This is a genomic window from Paraburkholderia diazotrophica, assembly GCF_900108945.1.
In the GTDB taxonomy this organism is placed as follows: domain Bacteria; phylum Pseudomonadota; class Gammaproteobacteria; order Burkholderiales; family Burkholderiaceae; genus Paraburkholderia; species Paraburkholderia diazotrophica.
Genome location: NZ_FNYE01000002.1, coordinates 222,239 through 241,015 on the forward strand (window position 1 = coordinate 222,239; position 18,777 = coordinate 241,015).

Below are 18,777 nucleotides of genomic sequence, written 5' to 3' on the forward strand. Positions count from 1 at the left end.
GGCGCTTTAGCGCCTTACTCTGGTCCCATGCAAGGCGGTCGACCAAAGTAGGCGCTTTAGCTGTCGGCTGGAGTTAGTGCTTTAGCACCTACTCCAGCCCCATGCAGAGCACCTACTCCCGTCCCATGCTTACTCCGCCCATGCAAAACGATTGCTCCAGCATGAAGCGGCTGTTCTGCTTCTAACGTGGGCGAAATCAATACCCGCGTGCGATGTCGACGATTCCGCCGATCGGCTCGCCGCGTTTCAACGCGCCGATTTTCTGCGCAATCTGCACGACGCTTTCTTCGCGCAGCGTCAATGCCGAGATATGCGGCGTGATCGCGATGCGCGGATGTGTCCAGAACGGATGATGCGCCGGCAGCGGTTCGTCGACGAACACATCGAGCGTCGCGGCCGCGATCTGGCCTTCGTCGAGCGCATCGAGCAGATCCTGTTCGACGAGATGCGCACCGCGTGCGATATTGACGAGGTATGCACCGCGCGCGAGCTTCGAAAGGCTGGCCTTGTTCAGCACGCCGTGCGTTTCAGGCGTGTGCGGCAGCAGGTTGACGAGCACCTTGACTCCGTCGAGGAACGCATCGAACTCCGCATCGCCGGCGAACGTTTCCACGCCATCGATCTGGCGCGCGACGCGGCTGAAGCCGCGCACCGGAAGCCCGAGCGACACCAGCGTTCGGGCGACATGCGAGCCGAGCACGCCCAGGCCGAGCACGCCGATCGTGAACGTCTCGCGTGGATGCGGATCGAGCACATGCCAGCGCTGCTCTTTCTGAAGCAGATCGTACTCGTCGAAACGGCGCATGTAGCGCAGCACGGCGTGCGTCACGTATTCCGCCATCTGCTGCGCCATGCCCGTGTCTTCGAGACGCACGAGTTGCGCGCCGCGCGGCAACGTGCCGGGATACTCTCGTTCGAGTGCAAGAATCGCATCGACGCCGGCGCCCATGTTGAAGATCGCGCGCAGATCGTTGCGGCCCGCGAGCATTTCACGCGGCGGCCGCCAGACGACTGCGACATCGGCAGGGGCATCGTCGCCCGGTTGCCACTCGCGCAAGTCGACATCGGGCAGCGCGCGCGACAGGTCGTGCAGCCAGGCGGCGGTATCGGATTGCGGCGTATAGAACAGGACTTTCATGCGTGAGAGGGTGAGCGTTGCCGTCACTTGGCGAACAGCCGGCTGATGTCCGCGAAAGCCTTGAACTCGAGCGCATTGCCGCACGGATCGAGAAAGAACATCGTCGCCTGTTCCCCGACTTCGCCCTTGAAGCGAATATGCGGCTCGATGATGAACGTCGTGCCCGCCGCGCGGAGCTTTTCCGCGAGCGCATGCCAGTCGTCCATGGTCAGCACGACGCCGAAGTGACGCACGGGAACATTGTCGCCGTCCACCTGATTGACGCTCTTGTGGCCCGCTTCTTCCGGCGAAAGATGCGCGACCAGTTGGTGGCCGAAGAAATCGAAGTCGACCCATTCCGGCGAACTGCGGCCTTCCGCGCAGCCGAGCAGATCGCCATAGAACGCGCGCGCGTTCTCGAGGCTCGTGACGGGAAATGCCAGATGAAAGGGCTGCAGCGCACGTGGCGTTGCGGACGAAGTCTGCGACATGGGGCCACTCCTCTTATGGATAGGCTTCATTCTACTTTTTCGCCGCCGTTCGCGCGCGTTCCGGCGGGCGTGAAGCGGGGCCAGCGTCCGAACGCGGGCCGGTGCAGCGCGTGGGGATATGTAAAGCACGAAAAATTGGTTCAAGCGGTCCGTTGCGCACGCGACAATGATTTCCAGGATTTCGGCGACGAGGAAAGAATCATGTTTTCGTGCACCCGATCGATCTGGCCGCCACGGCTCGTGACCGTGCCGGGCCTGCATGGCAGCGAGGGCGCGCATTGGCAGAGCTGGCTTGAGCGCCAGTTTTCGCGCTCACTGCGCGTCGAGCAGGCGGATTGGGAAGCGCCGAACCTCGCCCAGTGGGCCAAGGCCGTGCGCGAACTGCTCGCGAGCGAGCGCGGACCGTTCGTGCTCGCCGCGCACAGCTTCGGGTGTCTTGCGACCGTGCATGCGTTACTGCAAGGCGTGCACGTGGCCGATATCGCGGGTGTGTTGTTCGTCGCGCCGGCCAGCCCGAAGAAATTCGAGTTCGCGGGGGCGTTCGACGCGCGACGCCTTGGCGTGCCGTCGATTCTGATCGGCAGCGAGACGGACCCATGGATGCCCGTTGCCGATGCGCGCGAACTGGCGCGGCATCTGGGCAGTGCGTTCGTCAATCTGGGCGACGCGGGCCACATCAACACAGCGGCGGGCTTTGGACCGTGGCCGCGCGCGAAATACTTTGTGGACACGCTCGCTCATTGCGCCGCGCCGCTGCGGTTCCGTGACGAAGCGCCGGAGCCGGACTTGCAGGCATCGAACTGAGCGCACTGGGACACGCATGAGCGCGGCGGGCGCAGTGCCGCTGCGCTCAGATCCAGTGGAAGCCTTTGGCGAGGATTCCGGCGAGCGCGAAGTTCGCGGCCCACAACAGACGGAACTCGGTGCGCATGGAGGATTCCAGCGCGCTGAAACGCGCATCCATCTTCGCTTCGAACAGGCGGAAGCGTTCATCCACATAGACCTTCAGCTCGCGCACTTCACGCTTGAGGTCTTCGAGGTCCTGGAGAATGTGTTCGATCGTCGTTTCAGCCCGAGTCATTCGTGCCTCCATGTTGATACCGCCGTGAATCAGGCGAAGCGCGTGGAAGTGGCGCTTCGCGACAGGTTTTTCCATCGTTTCCATTCGCATCATCCTAAGCAAATTCCTTCCTACGCAGGGTTTTGTTTGATCAGACACTCGACAGACCGACGAGTGCAAGTTGTGCCGCAGCGTGGCAATCCACGATTCACGAGCCACTCTGTGAACCGATCGTACGTGCAATCGACGTGTCGGAAAACCTGGCCGGAAGGCGTAGGAATCGCTCTCGGTATGTCCTAAAGTCGTGCGCCGGGTCGCGGTTTTTCTTGAACGCGAGAACAACGAAAAAAGCCGCTTCGATTATGCGAAGCGGCTTTTCCTGAATGATGCAGTTCAATCGCGCCGGCTAATGGGCACAGACCCGAGGGCACAGACCCGAGGGCACAGACCCGAGGGCACAGACCCGAGGGCACAGACCCGAGGGCACAGACCCGACGTTCAATGCCCGTCGCAACCATGCTCGCATCCGCTGCGTTCGAGCGGCATCTGCTGCGCGGCTTCCGCGCGAATGCCGAGCCGTTCCAGCAGCTTGCGGTCGGCTTCCGCCTGCGGGTTGCTGGTCGTCAGCAACTGATCGCCATAGAAAATCGAGTTCGCGCCGGCGAGAAAGCACATCGCCTGCAGCGCTTCGTCCATCTGCTCGCGGCCTGCGGACAGGCGCACCATCGCGCGCGGCATCGTGATGCGCGCGACGGCGATCGTGCGCACGAATTCGAACGGATCGAGCGCTTCCGTGCCCGTGAGCGGCGTGCCTTCGACCTGCACGAGATTGTTGATCGGCACCGATTCCGGATACGGCTCCATGTTCGCGAGCTGCGCGATCAGGCCCGCGCGTTCGCGGCGCGATTCGCCCATGCCGACGATTCCGCCGCAGCACACGTTGATGCCCGCGTCGCGCACGCGCTCGAGCGTCTCCAGTCGATCCTGATAGGTGCGCGTCGAGATGATCTGGCCGTAGAACTCCGGCGACGTATCGAGATTATGGTTGTAGTAGTCGAGCCCCGCCTCGCGCAGACCTTGCGCCTGATGTGTTTCGAGCATGCCGAGCGTCACGCAGGTTTCGAGGCCCATCCCTTTCACGCCGCGAATCATGTCCTTGATCGGTTCGAGGTGGCGGTCCTTCGGATTGCGCCACGCGGCGCCCATGCAGAAGCGCGTCGCGCCGTTTTCCTTCGCCACGCGCGCGGCCGCCAGCACGTCTTCGACGTCCATCAGCTTTTCGGCCGTCAGTCCCGTATCGTGATGCACGGATTGCGGGCAGTACGCGCAATCTTCCTCGCAGCCACCCGTCTTGATCGACAGCAGCGTGGACAGCTGCACGGTGTTCGCATCGAAGTGCTCGCGATGCACCTGTTGGGCGCGGAACAGCAGATCGTTGAACGGCAGTTCGTACAGCGCGACGACATCCGCGACGCGCCAGCGCGCGGCGGCTGAGTCAGCGGCGGCCGCTGCCTGAGACGGCGTGACGGGCAGAGGGGCGGTGTTGATATGGCTCATGGGGTCCATCCTTGATGATTCGTTTTTTCGAAGACCTTCAGCGCTGCGCGGCACGCAGCGTCTGCAACAGTCGGGCGGTGTCGAGATGCGTCGCGGCGATGTCCGGCGACGCAGGGCTCAGATGCGGCACGCTGCCGAGCAGCGGCGCGCGGTATTGGCGGTCGAGCCGCTCGCGGATCGCGGCGATGTTCTCGTCGGCGAATTGCATTGCGGGATCGACGCGGTTCGCGACCCAGCCCGCGATGGGCAGTCCGCGCGCGACGATCGCTTCCGCCGTCAGCAGCGCATGGCTGATGCAGCCGAGCCGCATGCCCACCACGAGCACCACGGGCAGATTCAACGCGACGGCGAGATCGGCGGTATCGTGTGCATCGGTGAGCGGCACGCGAAAGCCGCCGACGCCTTCCACGACGACGACATCGGCCATTTGTACCGCCGCGTGGTGCGCATCGACGATGCGCGTGATGTCGAGCGTGACGTTTTCCTGCACGGCGGCGATGTGCGGCGCGGCCGGTTCCTTCAACATGAACGGCGTGCGGATGTCGGGCGGCAGCAGCACGTTCGCGGCGGCATCCAGCTGATCGGCGTCTTCGTTGTGCAGCACGCCGTCCGCCATCGAGGCGCCCGCTGCAACAGGCTTCATCGCGGCTGCGCGCAAGCCGTCGCGTGCGAAGCCGCGCAGCAGCGCCGCCGACACCAGCGTCTTGCCGATTTCCGTATCGGTGCCCGTCACGAAGAGAGACAGTGCGCGGCTCATGCGAGTGTTTCCGCCGTCTTCATCAACGCATGTTCGAGCTGATCGAGGTCGCTGTGCGAATGCGCCGCCGACAGCGAAATGCGCAGACGCGACGTGCCTTCGGGCACTGTCGGCGGACGGATCGCAGGCACCCAGAGATTCGCGCGATCGAGCGACGCGGCCACATCGAGCGTCGCCTCGTTCGCGCCGATCACGAGCGGCTGCACGGCCGTCTGCGAATCGACGGGAAGCCACGGCGTGCGCTTGAGCATCTCGCGCGTGCGTTCGATCAGCGAGCGCAGATGCGCGCGGCGCTGGTCGCCCTCGACGCCTTCGATGATACGCAGGCTCGCCGACACGGTATGCGCGGCAGCGGGCACCGATGCCGTCGTGAAGATATACGGCCGCGCGCGCTGCACGAGCCATTCGATCACCGTTTCGTGCGCGACGATGAACGCGCCCGACACGCCCGCCGCCTTGCCGAGCGTGCCGATCGAGATCAGATGCGGTGAGCGCAGCGCGGCCTCGGCGACGGCGCCGCGTCCTTGCGGACCCAGCACGCCGAAGCCGTGCGCATCGTCGACGACGAGCCACGCGCCATGTTCTTCCGCGAGTTCGAGCAGACGCGCGAGCGGCGCAACGTCGCCGTCCATGCTGAACACGGTGTCGGTGACGATCAGCTTGACGGCGGCGTCCGACGCATCGAGCATTGCGCTCAATGCTTCGGCGTCCGCGTGCGGATAGATCTGGATCTCGGCGCGGGAGAGGCGTGCGCCGTCGATCAGCGACGCGTGATTGAGCGCGTCGGAGAACAGCGCCGTGCCGCGTCCGGCGAGCGCCGTGAGCGTCGCGAGATTCGCCATATAGCCGGTGCTGAAGTACAGCGCGCGCGGACTGTCGACGAAGCCGCCCGCGAAGGCCGCGAGATCGTCTTCGACTTGCGCGTGCGCGCGCGAGTGGCCGCCCAGCAGATGCGACCCGCCGCTGCCCGCGCCGTAGCGGCGCGCGCCTTCCGTCATCGCGGCGACGAGCAGCGGATGCGCGGCGAGCCCGAGATAGTCGTTGCTCGCGAAGCCGATCATGTCGCGGCCGTCGACGGTCATGTGCGCGGAGCACGGCGAGTCGATGGTACGGCGGCGACGGCGCAGGCCAAGCGCGTCGATATCCTTCAGCCCTTGTTCGAGCGTGTCGAGCAACTGCATCAGCGCGCCTCCGCCAAGGTCGCTTCGAAGGCCGCGCGCGTGCGTTCGGCGAGCAGCGCAATTTCTTCTTCGTCGAGGATGTACGGCGGCATCAGATACACCGTCGTGCCGATCGGGCGCAGCAGCAGTTCGCGCTTCAGCGCGTTTTCGAAGAAGCGGCGTGAGAACGTCCTGGCGGCGTGGGTGTCGTCGATTTCGGCATCGAACGCGATGATCGTGCCGCGCTGACGCAGATTGCGCACATGCGCATGCTGCGCGAGCGGTTCGAGCGCCGCACGCAGCGCGGCCGACTTCGTTGCGTTCGCGCCGAGCACGTTATCGGCGACGAACAGATCGAGTGTCGCGAGCGCCGCGCGGCACGCGAGCGGATTGCCCGTGTACGAATGCGAATGCAGGAAGCCGCGCGTGGTGTCGTCGTCGTAGAAGGCCGCGAAGATTTCGTCGCGCGACAGCACGATCGACAATGGCAGATAGCCGCCGCTGATTCCTTTTGACAGGCACAGGAAATCCGGCCACACGTGCGCCTGTTCGCACGCGAAGAAGGTGCCCGTGCGTCCGCAGCCGACGGCAATTTCATCGGCGATCAGATGCACGCCATAGCGGTCGCACAACGCGCGCAAGCCCGCGATGTACGACGGGTCGTGCATCGCCATGCCCGCCGCGCACTGCACGAGCGGTTCGACGATCAATGCGGCGATGTTGTTCGAGCGCGCTTCGAACAGCGAGCGCACGTCTTCGAGCGCGCGTTGTGCGACGTCTGCGGCCGTTTCATCGTCGCGCGCGAAACGCGCATCCGGTGACGCGACGACATGCGCGTTGCGGATCAGCGGATCGTACGCATCCTTGAAGAGCGCGACATCCGTGACGCCGAGCGCGCCGATCGTCTCGCCGTGATAGCTGTTCGCGACGCAGACGAACTCGCGCTTGTAGTCGTAGCCGCGATTGCGCCACGAGTGGAAGCTCATCTTGAGCGCGATCTCGACGGCCGACGCGCCATCGGACGCGAAGAACGCGTGACCGAGCGTATTCTGTGTGAGCGCGCCGAGACGTTCGGCCAGCTCGATGGCGGGCTCGTGCGTGCAGCCGGCGAGCATCACGTGCTCGAGCGTGTCGAGCTGATCTCTCAGCGCGGCGTTGATGCGCGGGTTCGCGTGGCCGAACAGGTTGACCCACCACGAACTGATCGCGTCGAGATAGCGATGTCCGTCGCGATCGTAAAGCCACGCGCCGGCGCCACGCGAAACGGGCACGAGCGGATAGCGCTCGTGATGTTTCATCTGCGTGCAGGGATGCCACACGGCGCGCAGGCTGCGGGCGACCCAGTCTTCCGTTACTTGTGTATTCAAAACAACTCCGACCATGAACCGGGCAAGGCGCGGGCGTTGGGCGCGGCGCGTCTCGCGTGTCGGTCATGCAAATGCTGCTGGCGAATCGGGACGGTGAACGTCCGCCTTGAATCCGGCGACGGGAACATGCGGCGGCATCGTCGGTGCTCGACGATCGCGGGCGTCCTGGGCACGCCGGATGTGCTGTCGCCGCGACGCGTGGCACCCGTTCGCGGTGCCTCGACGGTGCGCTTCCTTGCGACAGCGGGAGTGAGATTAGCGCGATATCCGCTGCGATGCACTATCGGAAAACACCGTGTTTTCAAGGGTGCGCGCGCGATTTTCCGTGGTTGGCGACAACTCGCAGCCATTCCGTCAGAAAGTCCGCAGAAGACCGTAGATGACGACGGCAAAGTCTTAGCGCCCCTGCGAAAAAAATCCCGGCTGCGTCAGTGCATTTTTTGCCGGTGTCGCGGAATACGGTAGAAGGTGCGCACGTTAATGAGCCTATGGTCAGGCGGAGATATCCGGAATGCTGACGATCTGCGCCTTTTGTCCCGTCGACGGTCTTCCGGATCGAGTCGCCAAGGCGTTCTTCCGCGTGTGGACGAATATCGTGTGAAGTTAATCCGCACCTAAATTCTTGCGAGGGATAGCGCACATAAGCGGCTGTAAGCGATACCTATCATTTTGCTTACGCTGTTGTAAGCAGGCTAGTGGTTCGCGGTGCTGTCATGGGGGCTTCATGCACGCATGAGAACGGCAGCGCGACCGGTACGCGGCGATCACCCAGCCGTCGACGACCACGGGGGAGCAGTCCGCTCCAAATACTCGCCGATGCCTCGACGCATCGCGCGTGCAGACGACTTCGCAATATTGGGAGCACCGATGAAGACAACTTTGCGCCGCATCCTTGCGCGAACGGGATGCCTCGATGTTTCCGTCGAAACGCTTGGCGATGGTGACGACCTCTACGAAGCGGGGCTGTCGTCGATGGGAGCCGTGCGGTTGATGCTGGAAGTCGAAGAGGTGTTCGGCGTTCAGATACCCGCGCAAGCGATATCGCGCGAGCTGTTCCAGAGCATCGGCGCGCTGGCCGATGAACTCGGCCGCCTGTTGCCGAAAACCTCACGCGAGCAGGCGGCCGTTCATGGCCGCTGACGCAGATGTTCGCCTCTCTCCCTCGCGACGGACGACATGTCCGCGATGATGCGCCCGCATACCATGCAGCCCGTGGTGTTCGACGGGTGCTTCGGCTGGCTGCACGAAGCGGCCGACGCGCGCGCCCGTCAGACGGCACGCGTCGGCGTCGTGCTGTGCAGTCCGTTCGGCTACGACGCGCTGTGCGCGCATCGCGGCTGGCGGGAGCTCGCCGAAGCGCTCGCGCTGTGCGGAATGCCAGCCTTGCGTTTCGACTATCCCGGCACTGGCGATTCAATCGGCGTCGAGCAGGACCCCGACCGTATCGGCGCGTGGCTCGCGAGCATCGAAGCGGCAGCGGTGCGGCTGCGCGCGGCGACAGGCGTGCAGCGGCTCGTGCTGTGCGGACTGCGGCTGGGCGCGGCGCTGGCCGCGCTGGCGGCGCAGCGCATCGGCGGTGTCGAGCAGATCGTGCTGCTCGCGCCCGTTATATCGGGACGCGCATATATCCGTGAACTCGAACTGCAGCATCAGACCTGGCTGACGACGCCCGACGGCATGGACAGCGTGCGCGAGTCCGACGACGGCTCGATCGGCGCATATGGCTTTCGCCTTTACGGCGAGACGCTCGAACGGCTGCGCGCGCTGGACCTCACGTTGAGCGGCGAACGCGCGCCCGCGCCGCGCATCCTGTTGCAGGACGTGTACGACAATCCGCGCGTCGAGCGGCTCGCCGTGCACTATCGTCGGTTGGGCGCGCACGTCGACGTGCAGACGTTCGCGTCGTATAACCGGCTGCTCGTCGATCCGCGCTTCAGCACGACACCGCGCGACGCGTTCGACAGCGTGCTGACGTGGCTCCACACGCAGCCTCGTGCCACGCGGCTGCCTCCGGCTCCGGGCGACGTGCTGCCGGCGCGCGCGCCGCTGCAACTTCCGTTCGCCGATGGCTATGGCGTGCCCGTGGTTTTCGGCGACGGATTGTTCGGCATGTCGTGCCGTCCGCGCCGCGCGCTCGACGATGCGCCCGCCGTGCTGCTGCCCAATACGGGCGGCGTTCATCACGTCGGCGATGGACGGCTTTCCGTGCTGCTCGCGCAGCGTCTCGCGAACGTGGGCGTGCCCACGTTGCGGATCGATATCGGCGGGCTGGGCGATAGTCGCGTGCGCGATCCTTCGCTGACGTTCGACGAGATCTACGCGCATCACGCCGTCGACGACACGCTCGCGGCCGTCGACTGGCTCGCCGCGCAAGGTCATTCGCGCGTCGTGGTGTTCGGCGTGTGCACGGGAGCCTATGTTTCGCTGCAGGCGGCGCTCGCGCATCCGAATGTCGTCGGCTGCATGGGCGTGAATCTGCCGTATTTTGTGTGGCCGCAGACGCGCTCGGATGCGCGCGTACGCCACACGCCGATGCGCGTGTACTCGCGCTCGATGCGCAGCCTCGCGAAATGGCGGCGGCTGCTGACGGGCAAAAGCGACGCGGGGACGATCGCGAGCCACGTCGCGAGCCGCATCGGTCAGCGGCTTGCCGTGGCGCTCGCGGCGCCGCTCGAGCGCGTGTTCGGGTTGCGGACGCAGGCGGGGGACGTGCGCCGGCTGGCCGCCGGGCTCGCGCGCAAGAACGCGCGGACGGCGCTCGTGTATGGCGCGATGGATGCGGGGCTCGACGATCTAGGGCTGCATTTCGGCCCGCGCGGCAGCGAGCTGACGAAGCTCGCGCGGACCAGCGTGACGATCATCGACAGGCTCGATCACGCGCTCTTTTCCACGGCGGCGCGCGACGCGACGGTGAACCTCTTCGAGCAATTCCTGCGCGAGCAGATTCAGGCGCCGATGCCTTTGTCGCTGCAAGGGGAGACGCGCATGATGGACACCATCACGGCGCGTATCGGGAAGGCGGAGCAGGTCGGATGATTGACGCTGGCGCGCGATGCGTAGAGAGAAGCACTGACGCGCGCAGCGCAGCGGAATCAGCGGCTGGCGAGAGCCGGCTTGCCGCCGTCCTTAGGCGCGGATTCGTTGTCCGCGTCGGCCGTTTGAGTCGACGGGTCTTTCCAGACGACGTTGTCGTTCACCGCGTAGAGATGGCACGGGTCCGAACTCTGCTTCTGGCAGTTCGAGACCGCGACCGACATCGGATCGTCGCCGCCTTCCGCCCACGACCACGCGCCCGAATTCGACACTGCAAACGCGCGGCTCGGATACTGGTGCAGGAAGTTGCGATATCCGGCGCGGCCGGCCTCATCGACGTAAGGCACGGCGTCGACGGAATCGATTGACGCGAAGTGCGTTGCTTTCGGCTGCGTCGGCTCGGCGACGCGATACTGGACGCCTGTCGGCATGCCGACGCGCGCGAGGAACGCTTCCACGGACGGCCACCAGATGCGCACGCCGTCGCGATCGCCGACGAGACGATGCGCGTCGTTCTTGTACGAGCCGAAATCGACCATCTTCGCGCTGACGCCCGACGCATGCGTATGTTCGGTGTAAGCGGTGTACATCCGCGAAACCAGCGACGACGGCCAGATCGAATCGTTGTCGCCGTACAGCCACAGCGAAGGCACATGCGTCTTCTCGCCGTACGTGCCGAATGCGCGCGCCAGATTGCCTTGCCAGTCGGAGCAGGCGTCCTGGCGCAGGCCGCCAGAGAAATTGATCAGCGCGCGCACGCCGGGTGCAGGGTCCATGCCGTAGGCGATCGTCGCGAGACCGCCGTGCGACGTGCCTGCCACGATGACGTGCTGCGCGTCGACGTAGTTTTGCTTCGACATGTAGTCGACAGTCGCGGCGACGTCGGCGGCCTGGCTCAGACCGTTGCGCGTCACGTCGCAACCGTCCTGTATGTACGTGCCGCCCGAATCGGCGAAACCCTGACGGTTCGGCGCGACGACGACATAGCCGCGGCGCACGAACTCGCGCGCAAGCGACATCGGATCGCTGCGCGTCTGTGTGCGCGGATCGCCGTGAATCTTGCCGTGATTGAAGACCAGCATCGGGAACGGGCCGGGGCCGTCCGGTTTGTAGACTGTCGTTTCGAGGGTGACGTTGCCGTCGGCGCCGACGGGAATGCGGATGATCTGCTCGCTCAGCTTGACGACGGGCAGATAGCCGTCGTCGAGCGCGAGGCGCTGCACGTTTGCGCGGCTCAGCGGGCCATCGGCTTGTGCGAGCGGATCGGCGTGCGCGAACGAAACAGCGCAGGCCATGAAGGCCGCCGACATCGCACAAACTGTCAGAACTTTGCTGAACGCCATCCGCAACACCTACTTTCAAAAACGCCTGAAACTTCCCTTACGGGCTGATTGCACCGCGATTACACGCCAAATCAAGGCCCAAAAATCCATATACGCTGCGCTCGTCGCGCAGGCAGACTGACCAGGACAGCATTTGGATGAACCGAAGCCGATAGACGCGACCCCACGCGTCGGGTGAGCGCCTCGCGATGTCCCTGGCTGCCTGCCGGACCGAAGTATCAGCCGGCGATGCATCTGGACATCCTGCGGGAGCGGTGGTCCGCCACCTCGCTACGGAGCGCTGCAACATCTGTGGGACTCATACTGGCACGACAATTTATATTTGTGCAATTCAGTACAAACCCCTTGCGGAACCAATTGCGAGTGTGCCTCGATGCGTGTGCAACGGCTCTGCGCGGGCCGTTGGCGGATTCGTAGAGGAAGCGTTTATGAGGGACGTGGTGTCGATCCAACACCATGATTTTGTTGTGGAATCCGCCCCTTTTTGAGTGATGTGAACACTTGCTGCGGACGCTATCGCGCGGTTATCGAAGCCTGAGTGTCAGCGATCGCTCACATCGCCGTCGACATAACGCCAGCGCTGATCTTCACCCCTGACGAAACGGCTCGATTCATGCAGCCGATGCGCTCGTCCGCCCACTTTGTAGCGCGCGACGAACTCTACTTCGGCGTGCGCATCGTCGAGCGGTGTGTAGCGCTTGATCTGCAGACCCAGCCAGCGCGGCGCATCGGTTGCATCGGCGTCGACGTCGAGATCGGCGGGACAGGTTTGCGCCGCCCACGTGTCGCGCAAGTATCGGGCCTCGCCGAGCACGTAGGCGCTATAGCGCGAGCGCATCAGTTCGAGCGCGGTAGGCGCGGCGGCGCCGCCGTCGATGTAGCGGCCGCAGCAGTCGGCGAAACGCGGTGGCTTGCCGGTTTCGCGCCGATCCGGCGCGGCGCCGCCGCAAGGACAATCGACAGGGCGTTTCTTCGCTGGTGCTGTCATGAAAGATTGGTGTTCAGTTCAGCCCGCGCGCAATCAGGATCTTTTGGATGTCGCTCGTGCCTTCGTAGATCTGGCACACGCGCACATCGCGATAAATGCGCTCGACGGGGAAATCGCTCAAGTAGCCGTAGCCGCCGTGAATCTGCAACGCGGCAGAACAGATCCGCTCCGCCGCTTCCGACGCGAAGAGCTTCGCCATTGCCGCTTCCGTGAGACAGGGCTGGCCCGCATCCTTCAGCGATGCCGCGTGCCAGATCAACTGGCGTGCCGCTTCGAGTTGCGTCGCCATGTCGGCGAGACGGAACTGCACGGCCTGATGCGCGAACAGCGGCTGGCCGAAGCTCTCGCGCTCCCTTGCGTACGCGAGGGCTGCATCGAGCGCCGCGCGCGCCATGCCGACACTCTGCGCAGCGATGCCGATGCGCCCGCCCTCCAGGCCCGACAGCGCGATCCGATATCCTTCGCCCTCCGCGCCGATCAGATTCGAGGCCGGCACGCGGCAGTTGTCGAAGACGATCTGCGCGGTGTCCGACGAATGCTGGCCGAGCTTGTCTTCGAGGCGCGCGACGACGTAGCCCGGCATATTCGTCGGCACGATGAATGCGCTGATGCCGCGCTTGCCGGCGCTCCTGTCGGTGACGGCCATCACGATCGCGACGTTGCCGTTCTTGCCGCTCGTGATGAACTGCTTGACGCCGTTGAGCACGTAGAAGTCGCCGTCGCGCGTGGCCGTGGTGCGTAACGCGGACGCATCCGAGCCCGCCTGCGGCTCGGTGAGGCAGAACGCGCCGAGCATCTCTCCACGTGCAAGCGGCGTGAGCCAGTCGCGCTTCTGCGCTTCGTTGCCATACGTCAGCAGAATGCTGCACACGGGGCAGTTGTTGACGGAGATCGCCGTCGACGTACCGCCGTCGCCTGCCGCGATTTCTTCGAGTATCACGGCGAGCGCGAGCGCGTCGAGCCCGGCGCCGCCGTACTCTTCAGGCACGAGCACGCCATACGCGCCGAGCTCCGCAAGCTGGCGATGCACGTCGGCGGGAAACGCGCGGTCGCGGTCCCATTGCGCGGCGTTTGGCGTCACGGCTTCGCGCACGAAGGTGCGAACCGCGTCGCGGATCATCAGATGGTCCTGATCGAGCAGCATGCGAATGCCTCTCCGGTTAGTGTGATGCTCACCATTCGAGCGCGGTGCCGTCGTACTGGAAGAAGCGGCCATGAAAGTGATGCGGCGTGCTCGCCGCCTGCGCCAGCACTTCGCGCATGCCTTTGACGCTGTGCGCCGGATCGACGGCGGCGCTGGCGCCGCCCATGTCCGTGCGCACCCAGCCCGGATGCAGCGAGACGCAGGTGGCCGTGCGCGTCTGCACGGACGTCACCTTCAGCACGTCGTTCAGCGCCGCCTTGCTCGCGCGATACAGCCAGCCCGTCGTGCCCGTCGTCTCGTTGATGCTGCCCATGCGGCTCGACAGCACGGCGAGCACGCCGCGCGCTTCCTCGACGAGCGGGAGCAGAACGGGGATCAGCTGCATCGGTCCGCGCACGTTGGTCGCCATCACGAAGTCGAAGTCTTGCGCGCTGACCGTCTCCACGCCTTCCGTGTGCGGCCCGTACACGCCCGATACGATCACGGCCGTATCGAGCCGCTCGCCATCCAGCTTCAAGCCGAGCGCGGCGATTTCCTCGGGATCGGTGACGTCGAGCGAAAAGGCTTCGGCGCCGAGCGCGACGAGTTCGCCGAGCGATTCGTCGTCGCGCGCGGTGGCGAGCACGCGCCAGCCGTCGTGCCGGTATTGCTTCACGAACTCGCGGCCGATGCCGCGCGACGCGCCTACGATCAACACGGTCTTCATGACGTGTCCTCTTGCGCGCGGATTGCCGCGCGCTGTCGTTGGAACAAGAGTTAGACGAGCTCGATGCCCATCGCCGTCGCTTCGCCGCCGCCGATGCACAGGCTCGCGACGCCGCGCTTCAGCCCGCGCTTCTTCAGCGCGCCGATCAGCGTGACGAGAATGCGCGCGCCCGATGCGCCGATCGGGTGGCCGAGCGCGCAGGCGCCGCCGTTCACGTTCACCTTGTCGTGCGGCAGGCCGTGCTCTTTCATCGCGGCCATCGTGACGACGGCGAACGCCTCGTTGATCTCGTACAGATCGACGTCCGCCGCCTTCCAGCCGTTTTTGTCGAACAGCTTGCGGATCGCGCCGACGGGCGCCGTCGTGAACTTCGCCGGCTCCTGCGCGAACGTCGAGTGGCCGACGACGCGCGCGAGCGGCGTCACGCCAAGCTTCTTCGCCGTCGATTCGCACATCATCACGAGCGCTGCCGCGCCGTCGCTGATCGACGACGAGTTCGCGGCCGTCACCGTGCCCGTCTTGCTGAACGCCGGCTTGAGCGTCGAGATCTTGTCGAGGTTCGCCTTGAACGGCTGCTCGTCGCGCTCGACGGTGACGCTGCCTTTCTTGCCTTCGACGATGACGGGCGCGATTTCCCACGCGAACGAACCGTCTTCGTTCGCGCGTTTCGCGCGCATCAGCGATTCGATGGCGAACTTGTCCTGTGCCTCGCGCGTGAAGTCGAACGACGCCGCGCATTCCTCGGCGAACGTGCCCATCAGACGGCCTTTGTCATAGGCGTCTTCGAGGCCGTCGAGGAACATGTGATCGAGCACCTGGCCGTGGCCCATGCGCATTCCGCCGCGCGCCTTCGGCAGCAGATACGGCGCATTCGTCATGCTCTCCATGCCGCCCGCGACGATCACGTCGACGGAACCGGCCGTCAGCATGTCGTGCGCGAACATCGCGGCGCGCATGCCGGAGCCGCACATCTTGTTGACGGTCGTCGAGCCCGTCGACAGCGGCAGGCCCGCGCCGAGCGCGGCCTGACGCGCGGGCGCCTGGCCTTGGCCGGCGGGCAGCACGCAGCCCATCACGGCTTCGTCGATCTGCTCGGGCTTGAGGCCCGCGCGCTCGACGGCCGCCTTGATCGCGACGGCGCCGAGCTGCGGCGCCGTCAGCGATGCGAGCTCGCCCTGGAACGCCGCCATCGGCGTGCGCGCGACGGAAACGATGACGATCGGGTCGTGGTTTGTCTCACTCATGTTTCAGCTCCTTGATGACTCCGTGGACGACAGCGGCCACACCGCCGAGCTGCGCGGCATCGGCGGCGACCATGTCGTTGTCTGCTGTATGCGCGCGGCTCGCCGATACGGCCGCGACGCAATTCGTATAGATTCCTTCGAGCGCTGCCGGCTCTTTCACCGTCATGCCGAGATCGCGCACACGGCCGTCATGCACGCCGTACACCCAGCCGTGAACGGTGAGGTCCTGGCCTCGCGCCCAGGCGTCGTTGATGATCGTCGTGCGGCACACGTTGACCACCTGCTCGATCGTGTTCAGTTCGACGAGACGCCGATGCCGCGCTTCGCCCATCGGCCATTCCTCGAGCAGCGCCGCATGCTTCGTGCGCACGTCCTGCACGTGATGCAGCCAGTTGTCGGCGAGACCGACGCGCCGTCCGAGCAGCGCCGCGCCGACGCCCGAGCAGCCATAGTGGCCGACGACCATGATGTGCTTGACCTTCAGCAGATCGACGGCGAACTGGATCACCGACAGACAGTTCAGGTCCGTATGCACGACGACGTTCGCGATGTTGCGGTGGACGAATACTTCGCCCGGCGGCAGGCCGATGATTTCATTGGCGGGCACGCGGGAATCCGCGCAGCCGATCCACAGATATTCGGGCGCCTGCTGATGCGCGAGCCGCGAGAAGAATTCGGGGTCTTCTTCGAGCTTGTGTGCGACCCACGCATCGTTGTTCTGGAACAGATGCGCAAGAGGATGAGGGGCGGAAGGCGTGTTCGTGTTCATGATCGTTTCGACGTAGATAGCTTGTGTCTGTTTGTCCGATGGCGGACGCTGTGCGTTCATGCGACGCGCACGGCGCGCGCCAGATCCGCATCGGCGGCGCGATCCGCAGCGAACCGTTCCGGATAGCGGACGGAAAAGCGCAGGCTGCGGTCGTAGGGATAGAAGTCGGGCAATTCGCCCTTGAGAATCGAGTCCTTGTTCCTTTGCCACAGCGATGGCTCGAAGAAATCCGCGTGATGCTTCATGAACGATTCGCGCACGCGCGGATCGCCGAGCAGAAACGTGCCGTACGTCTCCGGGAAAATGTCGTGCTGTCCGACCGTGTACCACGGCTCGCCCGACATCTCGTCTTCCTCATGGCGCGGCGGCGGCACGGCGCGCACGTTGCAGTCGGTGAGATATTCGATCTCGTCGTAGTCGTAGAACACGACGCGCCCATGCCGCGTCACGCCGAAGTTCTTGTACAGCATGTCGCCGGGGAAGATGTTCGCCTGCATCAGTTCCTTCACTGCGTCGCCGTATTCCTTGATGCCATGATCGATGTCGGCGTCGGTGCCGTGTTGCAGGAAGATGTTGAGCGGCACCATGCGGCGCTCGATATACAGATGCTTGATGACGAGATTGTCGCCTTCGTATTCGAGCATCGACGGCGCTTCCCTTTCCAGTTCGCGAATGAGCGCGTCATCGAGGCGCGACAGCGGCAACGCGACGCTCGAATATTCGAGCGTATCGGCCATGCGGCCCAGACGGTCGTGACGCTTCACGAGCTGATACTTGTTCTGCACCTTTTCGCGCGTCGTGTCCTTGGGCGGCGGAAACGAATCCTTGATCAGCTTGAACACGTACGGAAACGACGGCAGCGTGAACACGAGCATCACCATGCCCTTGATGCCGGGCGCGACGATGAACAGATCGCTCGAATGCTTCAGATGCCGCAGCAGATCGCGATAGAAGAGATTCTTGCCTTGCTTCTGCAAGCCCACCGACGTATAGATTTCCGCCCTTGGCTTGCCTTGCAGGATGCTGCCGAGAAACTCGATATACGCGGACGGCACTTCCATATCGACGAGGAAGTACGAATGCGAAAAGCTGAAGATGATCAGCAACTGGTCGCGCCGGCAGAGCAGCGCATCGACTGCGAGCAGGCCCGGCTTCACGTGATGGATCGGCAGCGCGAACGGCACCATCGCGTCACCGTTTATCACGCGGCCGATGATGTACGCCGCCTTGTTCCGGAAGAACAGTGACGACAGCACGTGAATCTGGAAATTCGGTGCTTCATTGTTGAAGGTGCCGAAGTTGTCGCGGAACGACTGGATCACGCAGTCGACATCTCGCGCGAGATTCTCGAACGGCAGGTTCAGCTGGAAGTTCGTGACGATGCGCTCCAGCGTGACGGCCAACCCGTCCTTGCCGGGGTAATACGCGCGATATGTCGGCTTCGCGGCGGGCTCGTCGTTCTCGATGTACTCCGTCGAGATCGCGGGCCGCACGAAGATGAAATCGTTGTTGAAGTACGAGCGGTGCAGGATGTGGCAGCACACCGAGTTGAAGAACGTCTCTGCGCATTCGGGCTGGCGGTGCGTCGTCAAGAGACCGATGTAGTGCAGCTTGATCTGCTGCCACACGTCGTCGTCGATGTTCTCCGCGTCGTATTCGTCTTCGAGCTTCTCGATGCATTCGCGCACGCGATCGTCATACGACGCGATGCGATCGCGCGCGAGCTTTTGCAGGCCATGCCAGTCGCCGGCTTCGAACAGGTCTTTCGCGCGAATCGCGGCTTCACGGAAGATGTGGTAATGCCGGTCGAAGCCCTCGAGCAGCGTCTCCGCGACGTCGAAGCCGATCTGTGACGACAGCAGTTTGGGAAAGTGATTCATGTCGACCGTGCATTCATTCAATGTCGTGAAGACACCCGCGATTGTATCGCCCGGGTGAGCCTGCGAGACGCCTTCAGGCCGCATCAGGCCTTCGGGCGCAGCGCCGACGCATCGTCTTTTGAAGCGTGTTGCGGGGCGTTCGGCACATCTTCACGCAAAGC

At 64.5% G+C, this 18,777-nt stretch carries 18 protein-coding genes; 4 read left to right on the forward strand and 14 right to left on the reverse strand.

The genetic code is table 11. The features are described 5' to 3' along the window. Positions 1-196: 196 nt before the first annotated feature. Both BMW76_RS03675 and BMW76_RS03680 read right to left on the reverse strand, forming a co-directional pair. Positions 197-1,138: a 2-hydroxyacid dehydrogenase gene (locus BMW76_RS03675; protein WP_090863053.1), complete on the reverse strand. Its 942-nt coding sequence runs from the start codon at positions 1,136-1,138 to the stop codon at positions 197-199. A gap of 23 nt (positions 1,139-1,161) precedes the next feature. After that, positions 1,162-1,608, reverse strand: a complete 447-nt coding sequence (locus BMW76_RS03680; protein ID WP_177200301.1) for a VOC family protein — start codon at positions 1,606-1,608, stop codon at positions 1,162-1,164. Positions 1,609-1,809: 201 nt separating this feature from the next. On the opposite strand from BMW76_RS03680, the gene BMW76_RS03685 reads away from it, so the two are divergent. Next, complete coding sequence (locus BMW76_RS03685; protein WP_090863591.1) at positions 1,810-2,412, forward strand: RBBP9/YdeN family alpha/beta hydrolase; 603 nt, start codon at positions 1,810-1,812, stop codon at positions 2,410-2,412. A gap of 46 nt (positions 2,413-2,458) precedes the next feature. On the opposite strand, the gene BMW76_RS03690 is transcribed toward BMW76_RS03685, so the two are convergent. The 5 genes from BMW76_RS03690 to bioA all read right to left on the reverse strand — a co-directional run bounded on the left by BMW76_RS03690 (position 2,459) and on the right by bioA (position 7,509). After that, complete coding sequence (locus BMW76_RS03690) at positions 2,459-2,773, reverse strand: hypothetical protein (protein ID WP_090863055.1); 315 nt, start codon at positions 2,771-2,773, stop codon at positions 2,459-2,461. Between the two features lie 393 nt (positions 2,774-3,166). After that, positions 3,167-4,225 (reverse strand): biotin synthase BioB, encoded by a 1,059-nt coding sequence (gene bioB / locus BMW76_RS03695; RefSeq protein WP_090863058.1) that lies wholly within the window; start codon positions 4,223-4,225, stop codon positions 3,167-3,169. A 37-nt stretch (positions 4,226-4,262) separates the two neighbouring features. Next, positions 4,263-4,982 (reverse strand): dethiobiotin synthase, encoded by a 720-nt coding sequence (bioD, locus tag BMW76_RS03700; RefSeq protein ID WP_090863061.1) that lies wholly within the window; start codon positions 4,980-4,982, stop codon positions 4,263-4,265. Beyond that, on the reverse strand, positions 4,979-6,163 hold the full coding sequence (bioF, locus tag BMW76_RS03705; RefSeq protein ID WP_090863064.1) for an 8-amino-7-oxononanoate synthase: 1,185 nt from the start codon (positions 6,161-6,163) through the stop codon (positions 4,979-4,981). The genes bioD and bioF overlap by 4 nt, the downstream gene beginning before the upstream one ends. Continuing rightward, entirely contained in the window at positions 6,163-7,509 is a 1,347-nt protein-coding gene (gene bioA, locus BMW76_RS03710) for an adenosylmethionine--8-amino-7-oxononanoate transaminase (RefSeq protein ID WP_090863593.1), read from the reverse strand. The genes bioF and bioA overlap by 1 nt, the downstream gene beginning before the upstream one ends. 867 nt (positions 7,510-8,376) lie before the next feature. Between bioA and BMW76_RS03715 the strand changes: the two genes are divergently transcribed. Then, entirely contained in the window at positions 8,377-8,649 is a 273-nt protein-coding gene (locus BMW76_RS03715) for an acyl carrier protein (protein WP_090863067.1), read from the forward strand. Between the two features lie 36 nt (positions 8,650-8,685). Next, positions 8,686-10,545: an alpha/beta hydrolase family protein gene (locus tag BMW76_RS03720; protein WP_090863070.1), complete on the forward strand. Its 1,860-nt coding sequence runs from the start codon at positions 8,686-8,688 to the stop codon at positions 10,543-10,545. Positions 10,546-10,601: 56 nt separating this feature from the next. On the opposite strand, the gene BMW76_RS03725 is transcribed toward BMW76_RS03720, so the two are convergent. Beyond that, the gene (locus BMW76_RS03725; RefSeq protein ID WP_090863073.1) at positions 10,602-11,885 is read right to left on the reverse strand and encodes a dienelactone hydrolase family protein; all 1,284 of its coding nucleotides are present in this window, start codon (positions 11,883-11,885) and stop codon (positions 10,602-10,604) included. On the opposite strand from BMW76_RS03725, the gene BMW76_RS40995 reads away from it, so the two are divergent. Further along, complete coding sequence (locus BMW76_RS40995) at positions 11,836-12,006, forward strand: hypothetical protein (RefSeq protein ID WP_177200296.1); 171 nt, start codon at positions 11,836-11,838, stop codon at positions 12,004-12,006. The genes BMW76_RS03725 and BMW76_RS40995 overlap by 50 nt on opposite strands. Before the next feature lie 420 nt (positions 12,007-12,426). On the opposite strand, the gene BMW76_RS03730 is transcribed toward BMW76_RS40995, so the two are convergent. Genes BMW76_RS03730 through aceK form a run of 6 tightly spaced genes read right to left on the reverse strand, consistent with a single transcriptional unit; the run spans position 12,427 to position 18,616 of the window. After that, positions 12,427-12,873: a YchJ family protein gene (locus tag BMW76_RS03730; protein WP_090863075.1), complete on the reverse strand. Its 447-nt coding sequence runs from the start codon at positions 12,871-12,873 to the stop codon at positions 12,427-12,429. A 13-nt stretch (positions 12,874-12,886) separates the two neighbouring features. Then, the gene (locus BMW76_RS03735; RefSeq protein ID WP_090863078.1) at positions 12,887-14,017 is read right to left on the reverse strand and encodes an acyl-CoA dehydrogenase family protein; all 1,131 of its coding nucleotides are present in this window, start codon (positions 14,015-14,017) and stop codon (positions 12,887-12,889) included. Between the two features lie 28 nt (positions 14,018-14,045). Then, positions 14,046-14,723: an SDR family oxidoreductase gene (locus BMW76_RS03740; protein ID WP_090863081.1), complete on the reverse strand. Its 678-nt coding sequence runs from the start codon at positions 14,721-14,723 to the stop codon at positions 14,046-14,048. A gap of 50 nt (positions 14,724-14,773) precedes the next feature. Then, a complete protein-coding gene (locus BMW76_RS03745) occupies positions 14,774-15,967 on the reverse strand; it encodes an acetyl-CoA C-acetyltransferase (protein WP_090863084.1) in 1,194 nt (397 codons plus the stop codon). Further along, positions 15,960-16,736, reverse strand: a complete 777-nt coding sequence (gene can, locus BMW76_RS03750) for a carbonate dehydratase (RefSeq protein ID WP_090863595.1) — start codon at positions 16,734-16,736, stop codon at positions 15,960-15,962. Before can ends, BMW76_RS03745 begins: the two co-directional genes overlap by 8 nt. Before the next feature lie 56 nt (positions 16,737-16,792). Beyond that, on the reverse strand, positions 16,793-18,616 hold the full coding sequence (gene aceK, locus BMW76_RS03755; RefSeq protein ID WP_090863597.1) for a bifunctional isocitrate dehydrogenase kinase/phosphatase: 1,824 nt from the start codon (positions 18,614-18,616) through the stop codon (positions 16,793-16,795). Between the last annotated feature and the right edge of the window lie 161 nt (positions 18,617-18,777).